16 protein-coding genes are annotated in these 22869 nt (G+C 35.4%); 12 read left to right on the top strand and 4 right to left on the bottom strand.

Features of this window, described 5'->3' with window-relative positions:
- Window positions 1–84: 84 nt before the first annotated feature.
- On the bottom strand, window positions 85–771 hold the full coding sequence (locus tag BXY64_RS16585) for a response regulator transcription factor (protein WP_211334527.1): 687 nt from the start codon (window positions 769–771) through the stop codon (window positions 85–87).
- A gap of 2 nt (window positions 772–773) precedes the next feature.
- Entirely contained in the window at window positions 774–2225 is a 1452-nt protein-coding gene (locus BXY64_RS16580; RefSeq protein WP_120241107.1) for a sensor histidine kinase, read from the bottom strand.
- Between the two features lie 187 nt (window positions 2226–2412).
- Between BXY64_RS16580 and BXY64_RS16575 the strand changes: the two genes are divergently transcribed.
- The 4 genes from BXY64_RS16575 (at window position 2413) to BXY64_RS16560 (ending at window position 8788) form a co-directional block, all read left to right on the top strand.
- On the top strand, window positions 2413–3096 hold the full coding sequence (locus BXY64_RS16575; RefSeq protein ID WP_147376020.1) for a hypothetical protein: 684 nt from the start codon (window positions 2413–2415) through the stop codon (window positions 3094–3096).
- 184 nt (window positions 3097–3280) lie between these two features.
- Window positions 3281–4144 carry an ABC transporter ATP-binding protein gene (locus BXY64_RS16570; protein WP_120241105.1) on the top strand — a complete coding sequence of 288 codons (864 nt, stop codon included), beginning with the start codon at window positions 3281–3283 and terminating at the stop codon, window positions 4142–4144.
- Window positions 4145–4192: 48 nt separating this feature from the next.
- The gene (locus tag BXY64_RS16565; RefSeq protein ID WP_120241104.1) at window positions 4193–7825 is read left to right on the top strand and encodes an ABC transporter permease/M1 family aminopeptidase; all 3633 of its coding nucleotides are present in this window, start codon (window positions 4193–4195) and stop codon (window positions 7823–7825) included.
- 279 nt (window positions 7826–8104) lie between these two features.
- The gene (locus BXY64_RS16560; RefSeq protein ID WP_147376019.1) at window positions 8105–8788 is read left to right on the top strand and encodes a TlpA family protein disulfide reductase; all 684 of its coding nucleotides are present in this window, start codon (window positions 8105–8107) and stop codon (window positions 8786–8788) included.
- Between the two features lie 154 nt (window positions 8789–8942).
- On the opposite strand, the gene BXY64_RS16555 is transcribed toward BXY64_RS16560, so the two are convergent.
- Both BXY64_RS16555 and BXY64_RS16550 read right to left on the bottom strand, forming a co-directional pair.
- Window positions 8943–9590, bottom strand: a complete 648-nt coding sequence (locus BXY64_RS16555) for a DUF5675 family protein (protein WP_120241102.1) — start codon at window positions 9588–9590, stop codon at window positions 8943–8945.
- Window positions 9591–9925: 335 nt separating this feature from the next.
- Window positions 9926–10657 (bottom strand): hypothetical protein, encoded by a 732-nt coding sequence (locus BXY64_RS16550; protein ID WP_120241101.1) that lies wholly within the window; start codon window positions 10655–10657, stop codon window positions 9926–9928.
- 859 nt (window positions 10658–11516) lie between these two features.
- Here BXY64_RS16550 and BXY64_RS16545 point away from each other — a divergent pair.
- The 8 genes from BXY64_RS16545 to BXY64_RS16510 all read left to right on the top strand — a co-directional run bounded on the left by BXY64_RS16545 (window position 11517) and on the right by BXY64_RS16510 (window position 22706).
- Window positions 11517–13034, top strand: coding sequence for a DUF4369 domain-containing protein (locus tag BXY64_RS16545; protein WP_120241100.1), 1518 nt, complete (start codon window positions 11517–11519; stop codon window positions 13032–13034).
- A gap of 23 nt (window positions 13035–13057) precedes the next feature.
- A complete protein-coding gene (locus BXY64_RS16540) occupies window positions 13058–13783 on the top strand; it encodes a hypothetical protein (protein WP_120241099.1) in 726 nt (241 codons plus the stop codon).
- Window positions 13784–13965: 182 nt separating this feature from the next.
- Window positions 13966–14544: a porin family protein gene (locus BXY64_RS16535; protein WP_120241098.1), complete on the top strand. Its 579-nt coding sequence runs from the start codon at window positions 13966–13968 to the stop codon at window positions 14542–14544.
- Between the two features lie 175 nt (window positions 14545–14719).
- Entirely contained in the window at window positions 14720–17107 is a 2388-nt protein-coding gene (locus BXY64_RS16530) for a PAS domain S-box protein (protein ID WP_120241097.1), read from the top strand.
- 150 nt (window positions 17108–17257) lie between these two features.
- Window positions 17258–18088: a nitroreductase family protein gene (locus tag BXY64_RS16525; RefSeq protein WP_120241096.1), complete on the top strand. Its 831-nt coding sequence runs from the start codon at window positions 17258–17260 to the stop codon at window positions 18086–18088.
- Window positions 18089–18585: 497 nt separating this feature from the next.
- Entirely contained in the window at window positions 18586–20847 is a 2262-nt protein-coding gene (pflB, locus tag BXY64_RS16520; RefSeq protein ID WP_394340479.1) for a formate C-acetyltransferase, read from the top strand.
- A 166-nt stretch (window positions 20848–21013) separates the two neighbouring features.
- A complete protein-coding gene (gene pflA / locus BXY64_RS16515) occupies window positions 21014–21739 on the top strand; it encodes a pyruvate formate-lyase-activating protein (protein WP_120241094.1) in 726 nt (241 codons plus the stop codon).
- Between the two features lie 100 nt (window positions 21740–21839).
- Window positions 21840–22706 carry a formate/nitrite transporter family protein gene (locus BXY64_RS16510; protein WP_120241093.1) on the top strand — a complete coding sequence of 289 codons (867 nt, stop codon included), beginning with the start codon at window positions 21840–21842 and terminating at the stop codon, window positions 22704–22706.
- Window positions 22707–22869: the final 163 nt, after the last annotated feature.

The raw sequence follows: 22869 nt of genomic DNA, 5'->3' as shown, positions 1-22869 counted from the left end.
ATTTCCGAAAAGAGATTCCCGTTTTTATATTCAAAAAAAAAAGAATTACTCAAATAGCTTTTACATTGAACTTAGTGTGATTTATTAGAGCATCAGCTTATAACCTATCCCACGTATATTTACAATCTGAATGCTTGGATCATCCCTCAGGTATTTTCTCAAGCGGGTAATAAATACATCCATACTTCGGGCATTAAAGAAAGAATCATCTCCCCAAAGCTGGTCCAACACCTGTTTACGTTCGAGTACTTGATTTCTTTTTTCGAACAACATATGCAACACTTGTGCTTCCCTGTGAGTCAAGCTTTTTACTTTACCATTCAATTCCAACATTTGCTTTTGTATGCTGAATTTATATTTGCCAACAAAACATTCTTCCAATTCACTGTTTTCCTGATTTAAGGCACATCCCGCCAATGATTTCACCCTAACAATTAGCTCCTCCATGCTAAATGGTTTCTTCAAATAGTCATTCCCACCAAGTTCAAAGCCTTCTACCACATCTTCGGTTTGCGAACGTGCAGTAAGAAAAATAATTGGTGTTGAACGATTGCTTTTACGATATTCCCTGGCCATGCTAAAGCCATCCATTTTAGGCAACATCACATCCAGAACAAGTACATCATATCGATTCTCAAGCGCAGCCTGTAAAGCACTTTCCCCGTCGGTATGATAATCCACCTCAAAACCACGACTTCTTAGGCTATCACTTACCACCATGCCCAATGCTTCTTCATCTTCCACAAAAAGTATTTTCATTGCTTCACTCATAACTATAGAGGTAAATTAATTGTAAATGTGCTTCCCTTTCCCACTTCACTGCTTAATCCTATTTTTCCACCATGCTTTTCAACAATATTCCTAACATAGTGCAATCCTAAGCCAAATCCTTTCACATTATGCACATTGCCAGTTGGCACACGATAGAATTGATCAAACACTTTTGCCTGGTGCTTCTTCGGTATTCCAACTCCATTATCGCTTACGCTGATTTTAAGGTATTCTCTATTGCGCTCACAGGTGATACGTATCATTACAGGATCACCAGAATATTTAATACTATTCTCAATCAGGTTTTGCATCACATTAACCATATGAAAACGATCCGCTGTAACCTTCTCTGCACCCTCATCAACCTTTAAATCGAAAGAAACCTGCTTTACTTCCTGTTTTACAGTCTGACTATTGATTATATTGTCAAAAACCTCACGAACATTTAACTCTTCAGGACTCATTTTCAATGCTTCCCTCTCCTCTCTGGCCATGTTTAATACCTTCTCAACCAATCCTGAAAGTCTTCCCAATTCATTCTGAGACACATCCAAATATTTATTGGTTTTTTCTCTGTTATCCAATACACCAAAATTCTGCATGGATTCAACAATAGCTGATACCGTTGCTATTGGCGTTTTCAACTCATGGGTCATGTTATTAATGAAATCGTTTTTGATTTGCGACAATTGCTTTTGTTTAAAGATGGTTCGAAGCATATAAACCAAACAAAATAGCACAAGCAGAACAAACATCAAAGAAACCAGAAGTCCTGTTAACATTTGCCCCAGAATCACCTCTTGTTCATTATTGATTCTTACCCGCAGTTTTTCCTTTCCTAAAAGATCAACCTGAAAAGCACGAGTAGACATGGTATTTAATGTATCCGCCGGATTAGCAGCAAAACTTTTAACCAGAGAATCATTACTGTTGACCAATTCTATATGGTGTTTCAATCCAATTCCTCTGCTTGATAACTCATCAACAAACATTGAATCAACAAGATGAGTATTCACCTTAAAACCACCACTTAGCTCATCTACTAACAAGCCTGTAATAAGATCCTTAATCTTAAACTGAAGATTTTCGGGCATTGAATCCAAAGATTGATCATCATTTGATAGCGAAGAGAAGTTCATGGTAATTTGTGTCTCATTCCCTTCCTTATCATTAAAAATACCTTGAAGGAGAGAATCAATTTTCATATCAGTTTTTCTCTCTTTTCCGATAAACACAACGGAGGTATTATTGCCACTTAAAACCATTTTGGCTTGACCCGTCATTCGATCATTCAGCTCCTTTTTCACACTCTTCTCAAGAGCCAGGTTTAATTCCTTAAGTAACTGTTCTTTGTTAATTTGATATGATTTATTGATCCAATATCCTTGTATAAAAATCACTCCAAACATGGATACAAACACCAATAATAAAACAATACGTATTCGTCTGCTCATATTACCTGTAATAAATTTTCAGAGACTAAAGTACAATTAATCTCACTCATATTCCAAGACCTTTCTCTCCGTTAACACACGTTAACACTAGATAACAAAGCATTAACCCAAATTCTCTTTCTCACCCAATACATTTGCTGATATGATAATAAGAAATCCATTTACAAATTATAAAACAATTAGATTTATGAAGAAAATATTATTTACCGCACTGACATTTATATTGGGTACATATGCAATATTTGCTCAAAAGCAAGGTACCATTGTTTATGAAAACATCATCAACATTCACAAGAGTCTTGGTCCTGATCAGCAAGCATTAAAAGCTATGATTCCGGAAACCACAAGCAAAAACTTCCAATTCATTTTTAGCGAAAAGCATGGTTGCCTGAAAGAATTAAAATCTGATTCACCTAAAGGAGTTATGATTCAAATGGGTGGTAGCAAAAACAGTACATGGTTTAACTTTGAAAAGAATGTATTCCGCAATTACATTGATTTGGATGATGAACTATTCCATACCGAAACTCCAATAATAACATCCGATGCAAAACCAACAGGAAGAAGCAAAAACATTCTTGGCTATAAGTGCGATGAATACAAAAGCAGCGATGATGCATTTAGCTTTTGGGTGGCCAAATATTTTCCTAAAAAAATAACTCCTATGCCATCACTTTTTTTCAATGGAGCCGTGCTAGCTGTTGATAATGATCGCCTCAGTTTTAAAGCCATTTCATTTTCTAAAGATATTGACGAGAAAGAGCTAATACCAGTAGAATCACAAGAAATCACTGAAGAACAGTTTCAGGATCTTCAGGAAGAGAAGCTAAGTGAAATGAAAGCCATGGGTGGCAAAGTAATGAAGATGTAATGAGTAATGAGTAATGAGTAATGCAAAGTTCGGAAGTTCACTTTATTATTCCAATTTGCTTCACTCCTTTTACGCTAATCCTCCGAGTTTGAAAATTGGAGCTTGAGACTTTTCTCAGGAATTGTTCCATAGTCTCCTTACGATCTGATTCATCAACCTACTTAACAAATTAAAATAAACAATCATGCAATTAACAATCAACAACATATGTAAGACCTACCCAAATGGGGTAAAAGCATTAAACAATTTAAATTTGAACATTGGTAGTGGAATGTTTGGCCTGCTGGGTCCAAACGGAGCAGGAAAATCTTCGTTAATGCGCACCATAGCAACCCTTCAGGATCCTGATGAGGGCATCATCACTTTTAATGGTATAGATGTTTTAAAGGAAAAGGGTGCTGTTAAGAAAGTCTTGGGTTACCTCCCCCAGGATTTTGGTGTGTATCCCCGCATTAGCGCACAGGAATTATTAACTCACTTTGCAGTATTAAAAGGAATTCACATTAAATCGGAACGAAAAGAAATGGTAGAGTTCCTGCTGAACCAAGTAAATCTTTATAAAAACAGAAAGAAAAGTGTTCACACCTTTAGTGGTGGTATGAAACAGCGATTCGGTATAGCATTGGCACTATTAGGAAAACCTGAACTGATTATCGTTGATGAACCAACAGCTGGTCTTGATCCAGCAGAACGAAATCGCTTTAACAATCTGCTTAGCGAAATTAGCGAAGATAAGGTAGTAATCCTTTCGACCCACATCGTAGATGATGTAAAAGATTTGTGTAATGACATGGCAATCATAAACAATGGAGAGGTATTAGTCAACAGTCGTCCTTCCGATCTGATTACTGAATTGAATGGAAAAATATGGGAAAAGCGTATCACAAAACAGGAAATTAATGAGTACCAGGCAAGCTACCAATTAATCACCTCTCACTTAAACGAAGGTAAGCCATTAATCCATATCCTGCAGGAAGAACATCCAAACAATGGCTTCGTAAATGTTTCTCCTGATTTAGAAGATGTTTACTTCTCTGCAATAAAGTAAGCTGAACGCTGACAATTGATAGCTTAGTTTTAATTTAAAATTCAAACCATGTTTTACGAAATATTCCGATTCGAATTCAAGCGTGCCATAAATCGCCCTGCCATATACATCTATTGGGGGATTCTGTTCCTAATTGCCTTTGCTCTTATTAATGCTGCAGGAGGAGCCATTCCAAGCATCAACATCCAATTTGGTGGCGACAATATTTTCATTAATGCACCTGGTATTTTAGATATCTTCATGGGTACATTTTCCTATCTGGGCATCTTTTTGGTGGCAGCATTATGCGCCAATGTTGTGCTAAAAGACTATCAACACAACACACTAGAGTTAATGTACAGTACCCCCTTGCAAAAGGTCAATTATTTGTTTGGTCGATTTAGTGCTGCATACCTTTTAAGCATCCTTGCTTTTACCGGTGTGGGCTTCGGATTTTATGTGGGTAGTTTAATGCCCTATTTAAACCAGGCATACATTGGTCCTAACGAATGGGCTACCTATCTATACCCTTACTTCACGCGTATCATACCCAATGTATTTTTTGTTTGCGCCATCTTTTTTTCATTAAGTATCCTGTTGCGCAATGCTGTTGTTAACTGGATTTCCATATTGGCACTCTACATTTTGTATGCAGTGGCCATGAACCTGTTTCAGGATTTGGAAAGTCAAAACATTGCTTCACTCTTAGATCCCTTTGGCATTGCAGCATCACTGAAAGTTTCTGTTGGAAATTCTGCATCGGATATGAACGATACAGGCGCCAAATTGGAAAATGTCTTTTTATACAATCGAATCCTATGGGTTGGATTTGGTGTACTCTTAATGACATTAACCTATTTCCGATTTCAATTTGCATATAACCTCCGCCAAATTAAACTGGGGAAACGAAATAACAGGCAAAGCAATATGGCATCAACAGACGAAAATATGGAAAGTACAAGCAGAGAACTTCCTGAAGTATCACAAAAACAAAATACGCTTCAAAGTTTGCTGCAACTAACCCGCTTCGAAACCAACAAATTGTTTGGAAGTGCCTATTTCTGGTTAATTTGTCTTATCATGTTGATTTTCCTTTTTGTAGCATCAAAAGGGATAGGTAAAATGTACGATACCAATACCTATCCAGTTACCTATCAGGTATTACAAATTTTCGGAGGAAGCATACAGCTCTTTATCTTCATCATTGTTCTTCTGTTCTCTGGCGATATGATTTGGCGGGATCGCGATAAGAAAATTCATGAAATCTTTCATACCTATCCTATTCCTCGATGGGTAAGTTTATCCAGTAAATTTATTGCCCTTACTGCTGGCATGGTATTTATTAATTTAATACTGATTCTATGCGGTGTAATAGCTCAAAGCATGGCTGGATATTACAATTATGAATTAGGCTTATATTTTACATCGGTATTCGGCATTCAATTCGTCAATACAATTCTACTTATGACCATTGCCTTTCTCATTCATATAGTGGTTAACAACAAATATATAGGCTATGTATTTATAGTGCTGTATTGGGTAATTGACAAATACTTTGCTGCCATTATTTTCAAGCATCCACTATTGATATATGCATCTGGAACCAGTGTATCTTATTCCGACATGAACGGATATGGATTTGAACTATTCCCATACTGGATTTTTAAATTCTACTGGTTGCTTATTGCTGGTATCTTAATCATTCTTGGCAATCAGCTATTGGTAAGTCAAACTGAAAGTCACTGGAAAACCCGTTTAAGCATCTTTAAGCAAAGAGTAAAAGGGAATCCTTTAAAAGGTATCGCAACACTTGCAATTGCAGCTCTTTTATTGGGCTCATTCATTTTCTACAATACAAACATAAAAGGAGATTATAAAACTCCTTATACCAAAGAATTGGAAACCGTTCGCTACGAAAAAGATTTTAAAAAATATGAAGCGATTGCTCAGCCAAAGATTACCGATGTATATCTGAATGCTGATCTTTATCCGGAACAAGGAAATTTTCTTGCTCAGGGAATTTACACCATGCAAAATCTAAGCTCTTCGCCAATGGAAATTGTTTATATTAACTCAAATCGATTCATCAAAACATTGGAGTTAGACCGAAAAGCAAAATTGATTGCTAGCGATAATGATTTTCATATTAAAATATACAAGTTGGAAGTCCCCCTTCAGGTTAATGAAAAACTGAAACTTAAGTTTGAGTTTGAATCTTTCAATGACGGTTTTACCTTAAGTGGAGCCAACAACCTCACTCAAAAGAATGGTACATTTCTCTACAACTCCCTGTTCCCTTCAGTAGGATATAAAGTTGAAGGAGAATTATCAGACAAGCGTACTCGTGAAAAGCATGATTTGCCAAAACGTGATATCGTAAGGAGCATTGATGATCCCAAAGGTATTAATCGACACTTTATCAGTAACGACTCACATTTTATCAATTTCGAAGCCGTGGTAAGTACTTCGGCTGATCAAACCGCCTTAACACCGGGAAAGTTGATTAAATCATGGAAAGAAAATAACAGAAACTATTTCCATTATCAATCGGAACACCCAATGATCAATTACTATGCTATTCTTTCGGGCAGATATGAGGTGAAGACCGATCAATGGCAAGATGAGAATGGTAAAACAGTTGACTTGAGTATCTATTATCACAAAGGACACGAGTATAACCTGGACAATATGATGAATGGCGTGAAAGTATCACTGGACACTTATACCAAATGTTATTCGCCTTATCAATTCGATCAGCTTCGTATTGTTGAGTTTCCGCGATATTCAAGCTATGCTCAATCGTTCCCAAATATGATTCCATTCTCGGAAGGCATTGGTTTCATTGCCGATTTAAGAGATCTTAACAATGAAGATGTAAAAGACGATCAGAAAACCATGGATTATCCATTCTTTGTAACTACACATGAAATGGCTCACCAGTGGTGGGCTCATCAGGTGGCCGCCGCCGATGTAGAGGGTTCTCAAATGTTAATGGAATCCATTACTCAATACAGTGCATTGCAGTGCATGAGCACCTATTTCGACAAGGAAAGAATGAACAAATTCTTTAAGAATGAAATGTTTAGATATGTCTCTTCAAGAAAGGATGAACAACGCGCTGAACGACCTCTTGCCAAAGTTGCGCCATACCAGCAATCAACCTACTATAAAAAAGGTGCATTGGCAATGAATGCCCTTGGCAATTACCTTGGCAAAGAAAAATTCATGAATGTATTAAGTGGTTTCCTAAAGGAATATGCCTTTAAAGGTGCTCCCTATCCAACAACAACTGATCTAATTGACCGAATTAAATCGGAAACACCAGATAGCCTGCAATATTTTGTGGAGGATGTACTGGAAAAAATTACGCTCTACAAAACCAATATTGATTCGGTAACATACACCCGAAACAAGGATTTCACTTATACAGTTGATGCTATAATTGATGTAGAAAAGTACTATGTTGATGGCAAAGGTGAAGAGAGTAAAACCACATGTAACGACTACATTGAAGTAGCTGCTTTCAACTCCAAGAATAAGGAGCTGTACAATGAGAAACTGAAATTAAAATCAGGTAAAAATAAAGTGCAATTTACGGTAAAACGTAAACCCAATACTTTAATTGTTGATCCTGGCTACATGATTGTAACGAAAGATTGGGTACGAACGCCAAAAGAAATAGGTAAGAAAAAGAAAGCTTAATCATTCTGCAGTGTCCTATCTATGTTAGTATAAACTAAAAAATGTCAAACCAAAAGAGCCACAAAAATTAATTGTGGCTCTTTTTTTATAATACCAAATATTTCAACACCTTACAAACAAGCAACTACTTAAGTGCAAATTCAAAGACTCATTACCATTCCAATCCTAACAACCTTATACAATTCTTCAACAGGAAGTAAGCTATTTTTTTAAATTTTACATATATATTATTTACATTCGTATTACTAATAATAACAAATCACAAAAAATTAACTTAAAATGAAAATTCAAACTGTATTATTAATTACTGTACTCTTTTTTTGTAATAAAGCAATATGCCAAACTACCATCTCACATACTACTCGTATAGATCCAAGTAAAATTTACAATAAGAATACGGGAGCTCTAATGTCACAAAAGGAAGTATATGAATTACTAAGTGTAAAGAAACTAAACCTTGAAGAAGTTATTAATAAGTATGGAGAGATTGAACGTTATGAAATTGATCCTAACATTGTAAGTAAAGAAAAGTTTACTCGAGACACAGGCAAAAGAGTTAAGCAAGGAGAAGTATTCCTCCCATTTGTTATGAAATCAATTACTAATAAAACTTTGGATTCTGACAAACTAAAAGGTCAGTATATTTTACTTCAGTTCCAGTTATCAATTAATGAACCAAATTTAATTGAGAAGCCATTCCTCGAGTTTGAAAAAATATTATCTGAGCATAAAAACATCCAAGGAATATTCATAAGTCAATCAACCAAAAAAGAATCGAAAGACAAAATAGGAAATAAATCGTACCACTTTGAAATTGTTCCTAACGGAAGAAACTTTGATAAACGCTACATAATTATTGATTATCCAACCATGATTTTAATTGATAAAGATGGTACTCTTATATCGTATTATACCACTTATGATATGGGCAAATTGAAAACAGATCTAAAGAATTTACAATAACTAAATGTTATAGTTTACCAAATGTATAGATAGTTAATTTTCATCTTTAACAATAACCCAGTCAGGTTGAAAAACCTTTGTCTGGGTTATTTCATTTCAAGGCAATAAACTATTACACCTTCCAGACTTATCACTTCTCTACCATAAAGACTTTCTACGACTCTTCCAAATACTCCTCAGCAACCCAGCCCTCTATCAACACCTTGCTCCAACCATCTTGCGATTCGAGAATTTTGGTTGGTGTTTTTTGATGTAGAACGCCTTCCACTTCACCACTTGGCGATTTTCGTAAATTAAGCTTATTGGCAGCTACAAAAGCATTGGTCAATTGTTTTTGATTGGTCTGGGCAGGAATACCATCAATAATCTCAATCCAAACCCCTTCTCCATCCTCAATTGCATCTACAATAATCTTATAGATTCCCTTGTAGGCCTTAACGCTACTACTAACAAACCCTTCCTCAATTTGATTGTTATTAACACCATCTCCCACCAATATGCACCCATCGGTATCTTCCTTTGTATTGCCAAAATGAATATAGATGTATTTAAAATTCGGCACATTCAACAAGTGCAGCATTCCCTTGTGCATTTTCGGAAATTTCTGAGTATACCGATGATTTTGTCCTCCTTCTGTTCTAAGGGTAATTCCATAAACTCCTGCCGGTATACATGTTTCTCCTGGTATTTTCTCTTCTCTCGCTGTATCTTCGAGAGTATAACAAGAAAAATACCCATCAATAAACAACATGCCCAATGTAGAGCTCTCCGACATACTGTATCTTATTAATTGTAAATTCATCTCTTTTATAGTCAGTTAAGAATATATTTCTATCTGTAAATTATATTTTAAACAAGTCATTTTAAGGTATTAAAGAGCAAGATAAATGTCAAAATGGGACACCTCTCATACTTCTCCTTCCACTTTTTTATTTAATCTGTAAGTTTTCTATTGTTTTATTCTTCGACGATTTAACTTTATTTATTAGCTTTACAAAGCAAATGGCTCTGTTGTGTTTTTATGCATTGCATTTTTTGGTTTACTGACATTTACCATAGGTTTTTTTTAAAAACATCAACAGAGCACATTTTTTTTCGACATTAGTGAACCTTTGGGTATCCATGCCCCTTGGTTCACTATTTATTTTCAGCAGTTTCCGTTTCTACAATATCCTCCTCAACAGGTTCATTTTTTAAATAACGATATTCGAAACCATAGGTACGCATTGTTCTTCTCACATTAGAAGGATTATCTCTTCGTCCTGCAAATTGAATGTAATCGGCAATTTCACGAATCAATTCATCTATTGGCATGCGCATTTCACCCAACTCCTTTTGTACCATCTCATAGGCCCGATCAGCAGGCACAATCTCTGCCATCTCTTTCTTAGCAGCAGTAAGTACAACACCTAATTCTTCTGCCGATGGATTTGCCATGGCTGGAAATCCAGCAGCAATAGCATTCGCATCTCCTTTTACAATATTCTCTCCTGTTTTTAGCAAATCTTCATCTTTCCTAAAATCAGGTAACTCACCATTAATAGCAACATTGTAAAAACGCAAAATTTCAGCTGGATGTTCAAGACGAATGGTACGACGCTTAAGAACATCGAAGAAATCTCGCACATATAAATCCAAATTCGAAAAACACTCTTGCTTCTCTCTGACTTCTTTAGATTTTGTAGACAAACTTGCATTAAACTTGTCATACACCGACTGATAAGCACTTTTTTGTGTTTCAATATCAGTCAACAATTCAGCAGGTAAAATTGCTTTACCCAATTCTACATCATCAGCTGCAGTTACTGTAACCCGATCAAGTAATTTTAATCTTCCAAAATCAGATTGTGGATAAATCAAATAAGGCATATTTATTGATTTTAAAATTGAACATCAGAACCCGATTCACATATCGCTTCACAAGTTCCATTACCTAACTCTTATATTTAACCTCTAATTATAGATATTTTGCTTGTTTTATGGGGATTTCAGACTACACATATACCCCTCGGACGAAATTCCGCGTACATTTTGTGAATTAAAAATGACTTCGGACGAAAATACATACCCCCCATGTGTTACACATACCCCCCTCGGACGAAATTCCGAGCACATTTTTAATTATGAAAATGACTTCGGACGAAAATACATACCCCCCATGTGTTACACATACCCCCCTCGGACGAAATTCCGAGCACATTTTTAATTATGAAAATGGCTTCGGACGAAAATACACACCCCTTATGTGATACACATATACCTCTCGGACGAAATTCCGAGCATATTTTACATTCACAAAATGCGCTTGTATAAAAATCCAAGCCCTTTATTAACATCTAAAATCAAGTTGTATTTTTGTCCCTTTGAAGTCTATTAAGATACATCATCCTGTATCTAGGGTCTTTACGATTAGCAACAGTTGGTTATCAAATTTAATCTGCAATAGCATAATAAGTCTTTTTAAGAATTCACCTATCACCTCTATCCAACATATTCTTTCTTGAAAACGATAATGAAGTTATAATTATTATAAGAAAACAACAAATATTTTAACATTATTTTTGTTAATCCTATATCAAATAGACTGATATTACTAAAAGTTTCGTTTTAATTTTTATGATTTCTTGCCTAAAGAATAGATGTTGTGTACATTTAGTGATTTGAAAGAAATATAAATCCTTATCTGAAGTAATTCTTTAATCAAATCACAAACCAAAACACCCAAAACATGAAAAAGATCCTATTAACTTTCACAATGCTGATGGTTTTATCTATAACTGGTAAATCCATAGAAAACAATAAGTCTTTTGTTCTTAATGGTCATATAAGTGGCATAAATAAAGGAGAAATTGTATTACTCGCATTTACGAAAAGTGGCTTTCAAAGAGATACCAGTAAAATTGAGAATGGAAACTTTTGTTTTACAGGAAACTATCCCAACCTAGTTCAAGGCATGTTAAGTCTAAAGACAAAGGGATTGGGAATAAAATCTACTCCGAGAAAAACGATAATGCTTGAGAATGTGGAAATGAAACTTGAAGGATCGGTTAATGATTTTAAAAATGCCAAAATTACAGGATCAGTGATTCATGATGATTATGAGCGTTACCAAAAAGGCAGAAAGCCTATAATGAAACTAAGCAGAAAAGAACGAAGTCCAGCTCTAAAACAATACAAAAAGGATTTTATGCAGAAGAATCCAAAAGCACAATTCTCAGCATATCTGGTTAAAGAAGAAACCTTATTTAAAACCTATGAGGAACTATACGAATTGGTGAAAGATTTGCATCCTGATTTAAAGAAGCAACCCTATGTAGCCCAATTAATCAACAAAGTTGAAAATATGCGCCGACTAGAAATTGGTTTGGATAAAATCATGGATGGAGTTCATCCGGTTTCGTACCAGGTAAACAAAGAATACAAAGGGAAACATATTCTGGATGTAATTTATTTGGCAAGTTTTACAAACAACCAGCTTTGTGCTCTTAAAAAGGATGGAACCATCTTGATTTTAGATGAAGTTGGAAAAATTGCAAATAAATTTAAGCCGTCTATTTCAGGTAAACCTACTGCAATTTCCGTAGATGTCGAAAACAATATCTATATCCTATCAAGCGAGATGAAACTCGTAAAGAAAAAGATTCGAGGCAGAATGATATCAAAAGAATTGCCTGTTGGCGTAGAGTGCCAAATTTTCTCGAAAGAAGGTGAAGCAATTGGCCATTACAAACTATCAGGAGTTCATATTGCTTCGGGTAGTCGCGTTGTAGATCAACATCTAATCGTTTCAGATTGCAAACTAAAAAAGATTCAGATTCATGATAGAACATCAGGTGAGCTTTTAAAGGAAATAGACGATATGCGTTCTTGCTGTGGCATTCTCGACTTCTCTGTAAACCATAAAAAGGAAATTATTGTGGCCAATTTAGGTGCATTTAGAGTTCAGGGCTTCGATTACAATGGAAACAGTTTAATGGCATTTGGCAAACGCGGGAAAGAGTTGAGTGATTTTCATGGGTGCTGTAATCCTGTAAGTGTTGCTACCCTATCAAATGGTGCCATTGTTACCGTAGAGAAAGATCCTACACGGATTAAAATTTACAGTAAAAAGGGAGCAAAACAAATAAAAGGAATCGAGGAACTGGTAAAAGGTTGTAATTTCATACCTATGATTGTTGACAACAAAGACAACCTTTATCTGGCTTCAGAGAAGAAAGGCATTGTGAAATGCAGCGTAGCCAAGTAAATTCAAATAATAAATAGATTAGAATGCAGGAAGAAACAATCATCATCGTCTTTGTAGCAATAATTGCCGTCGTATTTTTGTTGGCATTTTTCTTTAATAAAAAAGCAATTATCAAGCGTAAACTAAAGAACTCCGAACTCAAAAGACTTTCTAACTTTAGAAGTGGAGAAACAGCCAGAATAGTAGGGAAAGTAGAATTTGTAGACACTCCTTTAATCGCTCCTCTTACCGGACGAAAGTGTTCTCTTTATCATGTACTGATTGAGCAAGAAAGATCAACTGGGAAAAGTTCGACATGGGATACCCTTGTTGACGAGGAAAGACACTGCAAATACGTGATTAAAGATGGTAGCAAATATGCTTACATTAACGACACACTCTTGAAATCATACATTGTTGAGGATGCCAAGTACAAATCAGGTTTTTTGAATGATCCTACCGAGAATATGGAGTCTTTCTTAAGTAGCAAAGGAATTGATACAACAGGTTTCTTTGGCTTTAACAAAACCTTACGATGCAAAGAGGGAATTCTGGAAAAAGACGAAGAAATTGCTGTATTTGGTCATGGAGAATGGAAAGATGCCATAGAATTAGGTCTTCCGGAAGAGTATGGTCAAGTTTTGGAAATCACCTCTACTGGCGAAGAAGCCATTTACCTTAGCGATGCCCCTGAAACAACAGAGGAAAATAAAGCCAAAATAAATTCATCAAGCAAACATGAGGTAAAAAGAAGTCGATATAGAAAATAACAGTTGATAATTATACTCCAATCTATGATGTAATTTCATCATATAAATTGACATGAAGAATATTTAACTTGACAAAGACTTATCTCCTATTCGTCAATCAAGAACATTTTTCATATTGTACAACACAAATCAAAACATATATATTTTGTATGTTTACTTCGCTAAATTAAAAAACAAATCACATGAAAAAAATTTTACTACTAGTTGCTGTACTATTTGTTGGTACAAGTTTATTTGCTCAAGATGTTAAATTCGGTTTAAAAGGTGGATTAAACTTTGCAAACTTTAAAGGAGATGATATTGATGATTCTGATGTAAAAACAGATATCTTTATAGGTGCTTTCGCAAGATTTGCTATTGATGAAAAACTTGCATTCCAGCCTGAATTGGTATATTCTCGACAAGGCTTTAAAATGGATGGCAACGGTTCTGATGTCACATGGAAATCAAACTACCTTAACATTCCATTGTTACTTCGAGCTAGATTAGCTGATAAATTTCATGCTATAGCAGGTCCTCAAATTGGTATACACTTAAGTTCTGAAGCTGAAGTTGATTCAGGCGATGCAACTATTAGTGGTGATGCAGATGACCAAATGAAAGGACTAGATTTAGGACTAGCACTAGGTTTTGAATATGATATATCTGAAAAAGTTGCTTTAGGCTTGCGATATAATTTAGGATTATCTAATATTATTGATGAAGATGATGCTAAAGTTCAAAACTCTGTAATCCAGTTGGGAGTATCTGTTGCTTTCTAAAATTTCGCAACATGAAAATATTAAACCTGTCCATTTGGGCAGGTTTTTTTGTGCACTAGTATATTGCAATACAAATAAAAAACACTCATGAAATAATAATTTGATTTATTGGTACATATGTCATATTTTAATGTAAAATGATTTTTTCATCTGCAACCATTGATTGTGAACATTTATGAACTCTTTGAGTAGAACTGATTGGCAAAAAATAATTCTAATCGTTATTGGGCATCTAATTTTAATGTATTGGGCACTAAACCTAGTGGCTCCTCCAAATAACATTTCTTTAATGTGGCTCCCAGATGGTTATCTGTTAGGTATTTTACTTCTTATTGACAAACGCTTCTATATACCATTATTATTCATTCTTATTCCTAGCATTATACTTTTTGAATTTATATACACCAATCGACCAATTGACTTAATTGTAGTTTTTCTGAGTGCAAACTTGATAGAGAGTTATGGAGCCGCGATATTATATAGTTCAATTGTACGAAATAAAAAAAAATTCGAGAGCTTTAGTGATTTAGCAAAGTTTTTGTTGCTATGTGTACTTATTTTACCTTCTATTAGTGCAACTATAGGAGCACTAATGTTAAAATATAAAAATCCTGAATTAAGATTTTTAGATATTTATAGAACATGGATGCTTTCTGCTGGACTTGGAATCTTATTTGTTGCTCCATTATCATTATACACTTTTAAATGGCTTAAAAGTGTTAGTTGGCAAAAAGTAAAGGAGCATTATTTACTTTGGATATTAATATTTATTGAAATCATTGCCATTTCTAACGCTACATTTTTCCTAGAAAATAACAGTCACATTTACCTACTTACCATTTTCTTTATATTTCCACTGCTAATCATCGCAGCAGTAAAATATGGACTTTTTGGTTCTTTATTGTTTTCTTCAATACTTGTTGTTGCAACAATTCAACTTACAGCCCTGGGTAATGGTCCATTTACTAACGAATCATTATCTGCCGTTGAAGCGGTTATAAAGTTACAGTCTTATCTTGCTTTATTTCTAATTTCGTCATTTTTCATTGCTTTGGCTACTGAAAACATTCGTTCAGCCAATAAAATATCAAATGACACCAGAAGAAAACTTCAACTAATATTTGATACTGTTCCTAATGGAATTCAAGTTAATTCTCTTGATGGAACAATTACATATAGTAACCCTGCACATCATAGAATTTTAGGATATCCAGATGGAGAACTAATCGGAAAACCAATTTGGTTTGCAGAAAAAGACAAAGAAGGCATTAATAAATTAAAAACATACCTACAACATCTTATTAAAGAAAAGCCAAAACCAATCGCATATATAACAAGTAATAATAGATTAGATGGATCTACTATATGGTTAGAAATAAACTGGGATTATGAATATGATGTTCGAGGAAAACATATTGGTTTTATATCAATAATATCTGATATTACCGACCGAAAACTTGCAAACGAAAAACTTCAGATTCAACTTAACAAAAACAAAAAAACTGTACAAACCACTTTAGATGGCTATGTTCTTGCGGATCAAAACGGGGATATTAAAGATGTAAACCCTTCTTATTCTCAATTAATTGGATACAATCGCAGAGAGCTTCTAAAAATGAATATTAAAGACTTGGAAATAACTTTATCTCCCGAAGAAATTGGCCAACGTATTCAACGAATTCTAAAACTAAAAGCTGATCGTTTTGAAACCAAACATAGAACTAAAAATAATAAAATTATAGATCTTGATGTTAGTATTGCTATTTTAGAACAAAATGAAAATGAGTTTCTCTTGGCTGCTTTTGTAAGGGATATAACAAACCAAAAGAAACTCACTAGAGATCTTATCAAAGCCAAGGAAAAAGCAGAAGAGAGCGATTTACTAAAGTCTGAATTTCTAAAAAATATGTCTCACGAAATTCGCACTCCCTTAAATGGAATTCTTGGATTCACATCTATGCTAGAATCCACAAGTATTGATGACATCAAAAAAAATAGATATATCGAAATCATCAATAACTGTGGCGATCAATTACTTAAAATCATTGATAATATTTTAGAAATTTCGGCGCTCGCAACAGGACAAATAAAAGTCAACTCTCAAAAAACTTACCTAACTGATTTTTTAACTGATATTGGTACTCTCCATGAAGGCAAGGCTAAAAAGAAAAATTTGAAATTCAGTATAAAAAATAAAGATTTTGATGATATTTCATTTCTTATTGACCGTGAAAAGCTTTTTAAAATCATGAGTAATTTAATTGATAATGCTATAAAGTTTACCTCAAAAGGCTATATTGAAATCGATGTTAATTTATCTGACAAAAACATCTTACTTAGCGTAAATGACTCCGGAACTGGCATAAGTAAAAAATATCATCGTACAATTTTTAATCGCTTCACCCAAGAAAAGAATAGTACTTCTGATTTAGAAAGTGGACTTGGACTAGGTCTTGCCATAGCAAGAGAAAATGCTATTTTACTTGGAGGTAAAATTACGGTTGAATCTACAAAAGGAGAAGGTTCCAAATTCAATGTTAGTATTCCAATTACCTACGAATAAATAAGCGACGACTATCTTAAAATTCATTCCAATATTAATCCATCGTAAATAAAACAAGAAGATTCTGCATTTTACTGATTTATAAAAGAAGTATTCTATTTTTGTCGCGAATTTCCATTTGGAAAATACAAGAATTGAAAATCAAAAGAAATGATCGACTTTAAAGTTGCAGAAGACAAGTGTATTGAATGTGGCCTATGTAAAGAGGATTGTCCGGTAGGAATTATCAACCTTACTCCCAAGGCTTCCATTGCTAAAGAAAAAGAAAGGAATTGTATGAAATGTCAGCACTGTTTGGCCATTTGTCCAACGGCTGCAATTTCAATATTAGGCAAAAATCCTGAAGATTCGGTTTCATGTAAAGCTGAAATGCCATCGGCTCAGGCCATGAGTAATCATATTAAAACCAGAAGGTCGGTTCGCAAATTTAAAGATGAAAACTTGGATCAGAAATTGATTCAGGAATTGATGGAAACAGCATCACATGCTCCAACTGGACACAACGATAATGCCGTATTATTCTCTTTAATCGACAATATAGAGGACATCATTATTTTCCGTGAGGCAGTTTATAATGCAATCAAAAAAACATCGGCAGAAGGAAAGCTTCCTAAAAAATATTCCATGCTTGCTTCATTCCAAAAACTTTGGGAAAAAGCTGGTGTAGATATCATTTTTAGAAATGCTCCTCACATGCTTATTGCAACTGCTCCAGCTAAAGATGCATCTCCAAAAATGGATTCATTGATTACCCTAACCTATTTTGAATTTGCAGCCAATGCAAACCAAGTTGCTACCCTTTGGAATGGAATGATTACTTGGGTTATCGAAGAAATTGATCCTACTTTGAGAAACTTGATTGGAATCCCACAGGATCACTCTATAGGTTACACCATGATATTCGGAAAAGCAGGTGTAAAATATGCACGTGGAATTCAATCTGATGGATTGCATTTAAATAAAATCAACTTAAAAAATTAAGACTAATCGCCACAGCCTCGTTCTACTAAAAACGAGGCTGTTTATTTGCTACATTTCTATTCTTTATATCAATCCCCATCTCGTTAAGAGTTTTTTATATAGCTAGTTCATTTTTTTAACAAGATTTTCATTTAACAAATACATGTTAAATAATATTTTTCACTCAGTTATCAAATTCTTATAAAAGAAGAACTCCAAACAATTAGATTAATTCTAAATTAGACATTTTCACATTGCAATCTCTACATTGCAAAACTCTAAGAATACCAGAAACTTTAGCCTTTCGAAAAGCTTTGCATAAGCAATATCATAACATCTTGGTATTGCGTAACAAAAAAATAGTCTGTTCCTTTGCGCTCTGAATGGAAAACGGACAAGTTTATCTTGTTTATTTTCTGTGTTGAGATTGTCAATTTTGACAATCAAAAACAAAATATAATTTTAAACACAACCATTTCGAGTTCAAATTCAACGCTAAGGATTTGAATTAATCATGATTGAAAAAATTCAATCAAAGAAAACTATTATCTGCAATGGTAAAAATGCAATTTAAAGCCGGTGAATGGCAAAAGACAATTAACGTTAGAGATTTCGTTAGTAACAATTTAACCTCATACACTGGGGATGCATCATTCTTAACAGGAGCTACAGACCGCACAAAGCAATTGTGGCAAATGTGTCTTGATGCTGTAAAAGAAGAACGTGCAAACAATGGTGTTCGCTCTATCGACACTGAAACTGTTTCAACGATCGCTTCTCACGGTGCTGGATATATTGACAAATCTTTAGAGGTTATCGTAGGACTACAGGCAGACGAATTGCTTCGCAGAGCAATGAAACCATATGGTGGTATTGCTGTGGTTGAAAAAGCTTGTACAGAACAAGGTCTTGAAGTATCAGATCGTGTTAAAGATATTTTCCGCAACTACGCAAAGACTCATAACGATGGAGTTTTTGATGCATATACAGCTGAAATCCGTAAGTTCCGTTCATTAGGATTCCTTACTGGTTTACCAGATAACTACGCTCGTGGTCGTATTATTGGTGACTACCGTCGTGTAGCTCTTTACGGTATCGATCGTTTGATTGAAGCGAAAAAAGAAGATTTAGCTGGATTGACAGGAACCATGACTGACGAATTGATTCGTTTACGTGAAGAGGTTGCTGAGCAAATCAAAGCTTTGGGTCACATCAAAGAATTAGGTGCTAAGTACGATCTAGAATTGGGGCGTCCTGCTGAAACTGCACAAGAAGCTATCCAGTGGGTTTACATGGGATACCTTGCAGCAGTAAAAGAGCAAGATGGTGCAGCAATGTCTTTGGGTAATGTTTCCACTTTCCTTGATATCTACATTCAAAGAGACCTTGAGGAAGGTACAATTACTGAGGAATTTGCTCAGGAAATGCTTGACCAGTTCGTAATGAAATTGCGTATGGTTCGTCACCTACGTATGAATGCTTACGATGAGATTTTTGCTGGTGACCCAACATGGGTAACTGAGTCGATTGGTGGTAACACTCTTGACGGAAGAACTAAAGTAACCAAGACTTCATTCCGTTTCTTGAACACTCTTTACACATTAGGTCCATCACCAGAGCCAAACATGACTGTTCTTTGGTCTGATACTTTACCAGAAGGATTCAAGAAATTCTGTGCTCAGGTTTCTATCGATACTTCTTCTATCCAGTATGAGAATGACCAGTTGATGTGTGATACTCGTAAGTCTGACGACTACGGTATTGCTTGTTGTGTTTCTTACCAGGAAATTGGTAAGCAAATCCAGTTCTTCGGTGCACGTTGTAACTTGGCTAAGACTTTATTGTTGGCATTGAACGGTGGTCGTTGTGAAAAAACTGGTACTCAGTTGATCAACGGTATCCCTGCTTTGTCTAGCGACGAGTTGAACTACGACGAGGTAATGGCTAACTACAAAATTGCAATGAGAGAGATGGCTAGAGTTTACAACGACTCTATGAACATCATTCACTACATGCACGATAAGTACTACTACGAGAAAGCACAGATGTCTCTAGTTGACACTAACCCTGCAATTAACCTTGCTTACGGTATTGCTGGTCTTTCTATCGTAGCTGACTCACTTTCTGCTATTAAGAATGCTAAGGTAACTGCAGTTCGTAATGAAGAAGGTTTAACTTGCGATTTCAAAATTGAAGGAGACTTCCCATACTACGGTAACGATGATGACCGTGTAGACTGTTTCGCTGTTGAGATTCCAAAGATCTTCAACGGATTATTGAAAGAGCTTCACACTTACAAGAATGCAGAGCCAACTATGTCTATCCTAACCATTACTTCTAATGTTGTTTATGGTTTGAAGACTGGTGCTACTCCTGATGGTAGAGCCGCTGGTGTTCCTTTCGCCCCTGGTGCGAACCCAATGCACGGACGTGACCAAAACGGTGCGATTGCTTCGTTGAACTCTGTAGCAAAAATTAACTACGAAGATTCATTGGACGGTATCTCAAATACTTTCTCAATTGTTCCTAAGTCATTAGGTGCTACTGAAGATTCACGTCAGGAAAACTTGGTGACAATGATGGATGCTTACTTCATCAAAGGTGCTCACCACTTGAACGTAAACGTATTGAACCGTGAGATGTTGGAAGATGCAATGGAGCGTCCAGAAGAATATCCACAGTTAACTATCCGCGTATCAGGATACGCTGTAAACTTCGTACGTTTGACTCGCGAACAGCAACTTGAGGTAATCTCTCGTAGCTTCTTCGAGAAAATGTAAGAACGTTTTAACAACTTACTATATAGAGAGCTCCGGGAGTAATTGAGCACCCGGGCTCTTTTTTTTAATTCAACCTTAACCTGTGCACTGCTCTAATCAACTGGTAAGGTTAGTGAATACCTAGGTTAATAAGTCCAGATTCACTTATACAAAATCACAATTAACCATGTTAAACGTTCACTCATTTGAATCGCTAGGCACCTATGATGGTCCTGGAATACGTCTGGTTGTCTTTTTACAGGGATGTGCCTTTAAATGCCTGTATTGCGCAAATCCAGATACTATTACTTTTAAAGGAGGTACTCCTACTCCACTTGAGGAGATCATGAGAAAAGCACGCAACCAACGTCCGTTCTTTGGGAAGTTGGGTGGTGTAACTATCTCAGGAGGAGAACCATTATGGCAAGCTGCTGAATTGAAAAAAATATTCAAGCAGTTGAAAGAAGAAGGTTTTAATACCTGTATCGACAGCAATGGAAATGTTCTTAACGATGATGTAAAAGAACTAATGTCTCATACCGATTTAGTATTACTTGACATCAAACACATCAATCCGGACTTGCATGTAAAGCTTACCGGAAAAAGAAACGATACCACACTAAAATTTGCAGAACACTTGCGTGATGAAAACATCCGAACCTGGATGCGCTATGTTTTAGTCCCTGGTTATTCCGATCAGCCTGAATACCTGCACGAACTGGGCAGACACTTTCAGGAATACGGAAATATTGAAAAATTGGAAATTCAACCCTATCACAAACTTGGGGTTCACAAATACGAACACTTAAAGTGGGAATACAAACTGGAAGGTGTTCCTGAAAATACGGCTGAGCAGTTGAAAACTGCAAAAGATATTCTTAGCCAGTATTTTAAAGAAGTAATTATTAATTAGTACCGAACCTGGTACTGAGCAAATAGTAACTGGAAAATATCAAGCAATAATAAAAATAGGATATCTGGTTACTATAAACTAAACTACTAAATAAAAAAACATGTCATTTCAAGAAACAACAGAAGTCATTGAGGTGGTAAAACCAAAATCTGCAACACCTATAGTAACGCCGCATGTTTCAACCGGTTTTAATTCTCCGAAAGAAACTGTGGAAGAAGTTAACCATACAGCTGAAGCAAAGAAAATAATGCCTTCAAAGAAAACCTTTGTATTGGCAATTTTAGCAGGAGGATATATTGCAATGGGTAGCTTATTAGCCTTGGTTGTTGGTGGAGCAATGCCAGGCCTAGCAGCAAGCAACCCGGGATTACAAAAGTTCTTTTTCGGAGCAGTTTTCCCTTTAGGCTTAATTCTTTGCGCAGTAGCCGGAGCTGAATTATTTACTGGAAATACAGCTTATTTCATTCCTTCGGTACTATCAAAAAGAATGTCAGCAAAGGTACCTTTAAAGAATTGGGCCATTGTTTATTTCGGTAATTTTATTGGATCGATCATTGTTGCCTATTTTCTGGTTTATTTAACTCAGGCAATTATGCATTCACCATCAGTAGATTCCGCAATCAATATCGCAATTGCAAAAACTTCAAATCCGTTCTACAAAACTTTCCTAAAAGGAATAGCATGTAACTGGATGGTAGCTTTGGCAATGTGGCTAGCCTATGCATCAAAAGACATAGCCAGCAAAATCTTAGGAATTTGGTTCCCGGTAATGGCATTCGTAGCTATGGGATTTGAACACTGTGTTGCCAACATGTTCTTTATTCCTGTTGCCATATTCCACGGTGCAGACATTACCTGGATGGATTTCATTGTTAAAAACCTGATTCCTGCAACCTTAGGCAATATTGTTGGAGGCGCACTATTTGTAGGTACTGCATACTGGTATGTTTACGATAAAACGAAATAGTGGTAAGCCTACAAAAGTTTGCCGCATTTAAATAAACAACACAAACAAATACTTTAACACACACTAAACACATATGCCTATGATATAATTTATTTCTGTTATTTAATTCACAAAGAGCCATTGATTATTTTCAATGGCTCTTTTTATAATATCAAAATTCAAT

Origin of the sequence: Marinifilum flexuosum (genome assembly GCF_003610555.1) — a bacterium.
GTDB lineage: Bacteria > Bacteroidota > Bacteroidia > Bacteroidales > Marinifilaceae > Marinifilum > Marinifilum flexuosum.
Note: the sequence above shows the minus strand (reverse complement) of the source record. Positions and strands in the feature narration are given on the sequence as shown.

Excerpts from the sequence above, each read along its gene's own strand:
- BXY64_RS16585 (WP_211334527.1), bottom strand. The coding sequence starts at position 771 with ATGAGTGAAGCAATGAAAATACTTTTTGTGGAAGATGAAGAAGCATTG.
- BXY64_RS16580 (WP_120241107.1), bottom strand. The coding sequence starts at position 2,225 with ATGAGCAGACGAATACGTATTGTTTTATTATTGGTGTTTGTATCCATG.
- BXY64_RS16575 (WP_147376020.1), top strand. The coding sequence starts at position 2,413 with ATGAAGAAAATATTATTTACCGCACTGACATTTATATTGGGTACATAT.
- BXY64_RS16570 (WP_120241105.1), top strand. The coding sequence starts at position 3,281 with ATGCAATTAACAATCAACAACATATGTAAGACCTACCCAAATGGGGTA.
- BXY64_RS16565 (WP_120241104.1), top strand. The coding sequence starts at position 4,193 with ATGTTTTACGAAATATTCCGATTCGAATTCAAGCGTGCCATAAATCGC.
- BXY64_RS16560 (WP_147376019.1), top strand. The coding sequence starts at position 8,105 with ATGAAAATTCAAACTGTATTATTAATTACTGTACTCTTTTTTTGTAAT.
- BXY64_RS16555 (WP_120241102.1), bottom strand. The coding sequence starts at position 9,590 with ATGAATTTACAATTAATAAGATACAGTATGTCGGAGAGCTCTACATTG.
- BXY64_RS16550 (WP_120241101.1), bottom strand. The coding sequence starts at position 10,657 with ATGCCTTATTTGATTTATCCACAATCTGATTTTGGAAGATTAAAATTA.
- BXY64_RS16545 (WP_120241100.1), top strand. The coding sequence starts at position 11,517 with ATGAAAAAGATCCTATTAACTTTCACAATGCTGATGGTTTTATCTATA.
- BXY64_RS16540 (WP_120241099.1), top strand. The coding sequence starts at position 13,058 with ATGCAGGAAGAAACAATCATCATCGTCTTTGTAGCAATAATTGCCGTC.
- BXY64_RS16535 (WP_120241098.1), top strand. The coding sequence starts at position 13,966 with ATGAAAAAAATTTTACTACTAGTTGCTGTACTATTTGTTGGTACAAGT.
- BXY64_RS16530 (WP_120241097.1), top strand. The coding sequence starts at position 14,720 with ATGAACTCTTTGAGTAGAACTGATTGGCAAAAAATAATTCTAATCGTT.
- BXY64_RS16525 (WP_120241096.1), top strand. The coding sequence starts at position 17,258 with ATGATCGACTTTAAAGTTGCAGAAGACAAGTGTATTGAATGTGGCCTA.
- pflA (WP_120241094.1), top strand. The coding sequence starts at position 21,014 with ATGTTAAACGTTCACTCATTTGAATCGCTAGGCACCTATGATGGTCCT.
- BXY64_RS16510 (WP_120241093.1), top strand. The coding sequence starts at position 21,840 with ATGTCATTTCAAGAAACAACAGAAGTCATTGAGGTGGTAAAACCAAAA.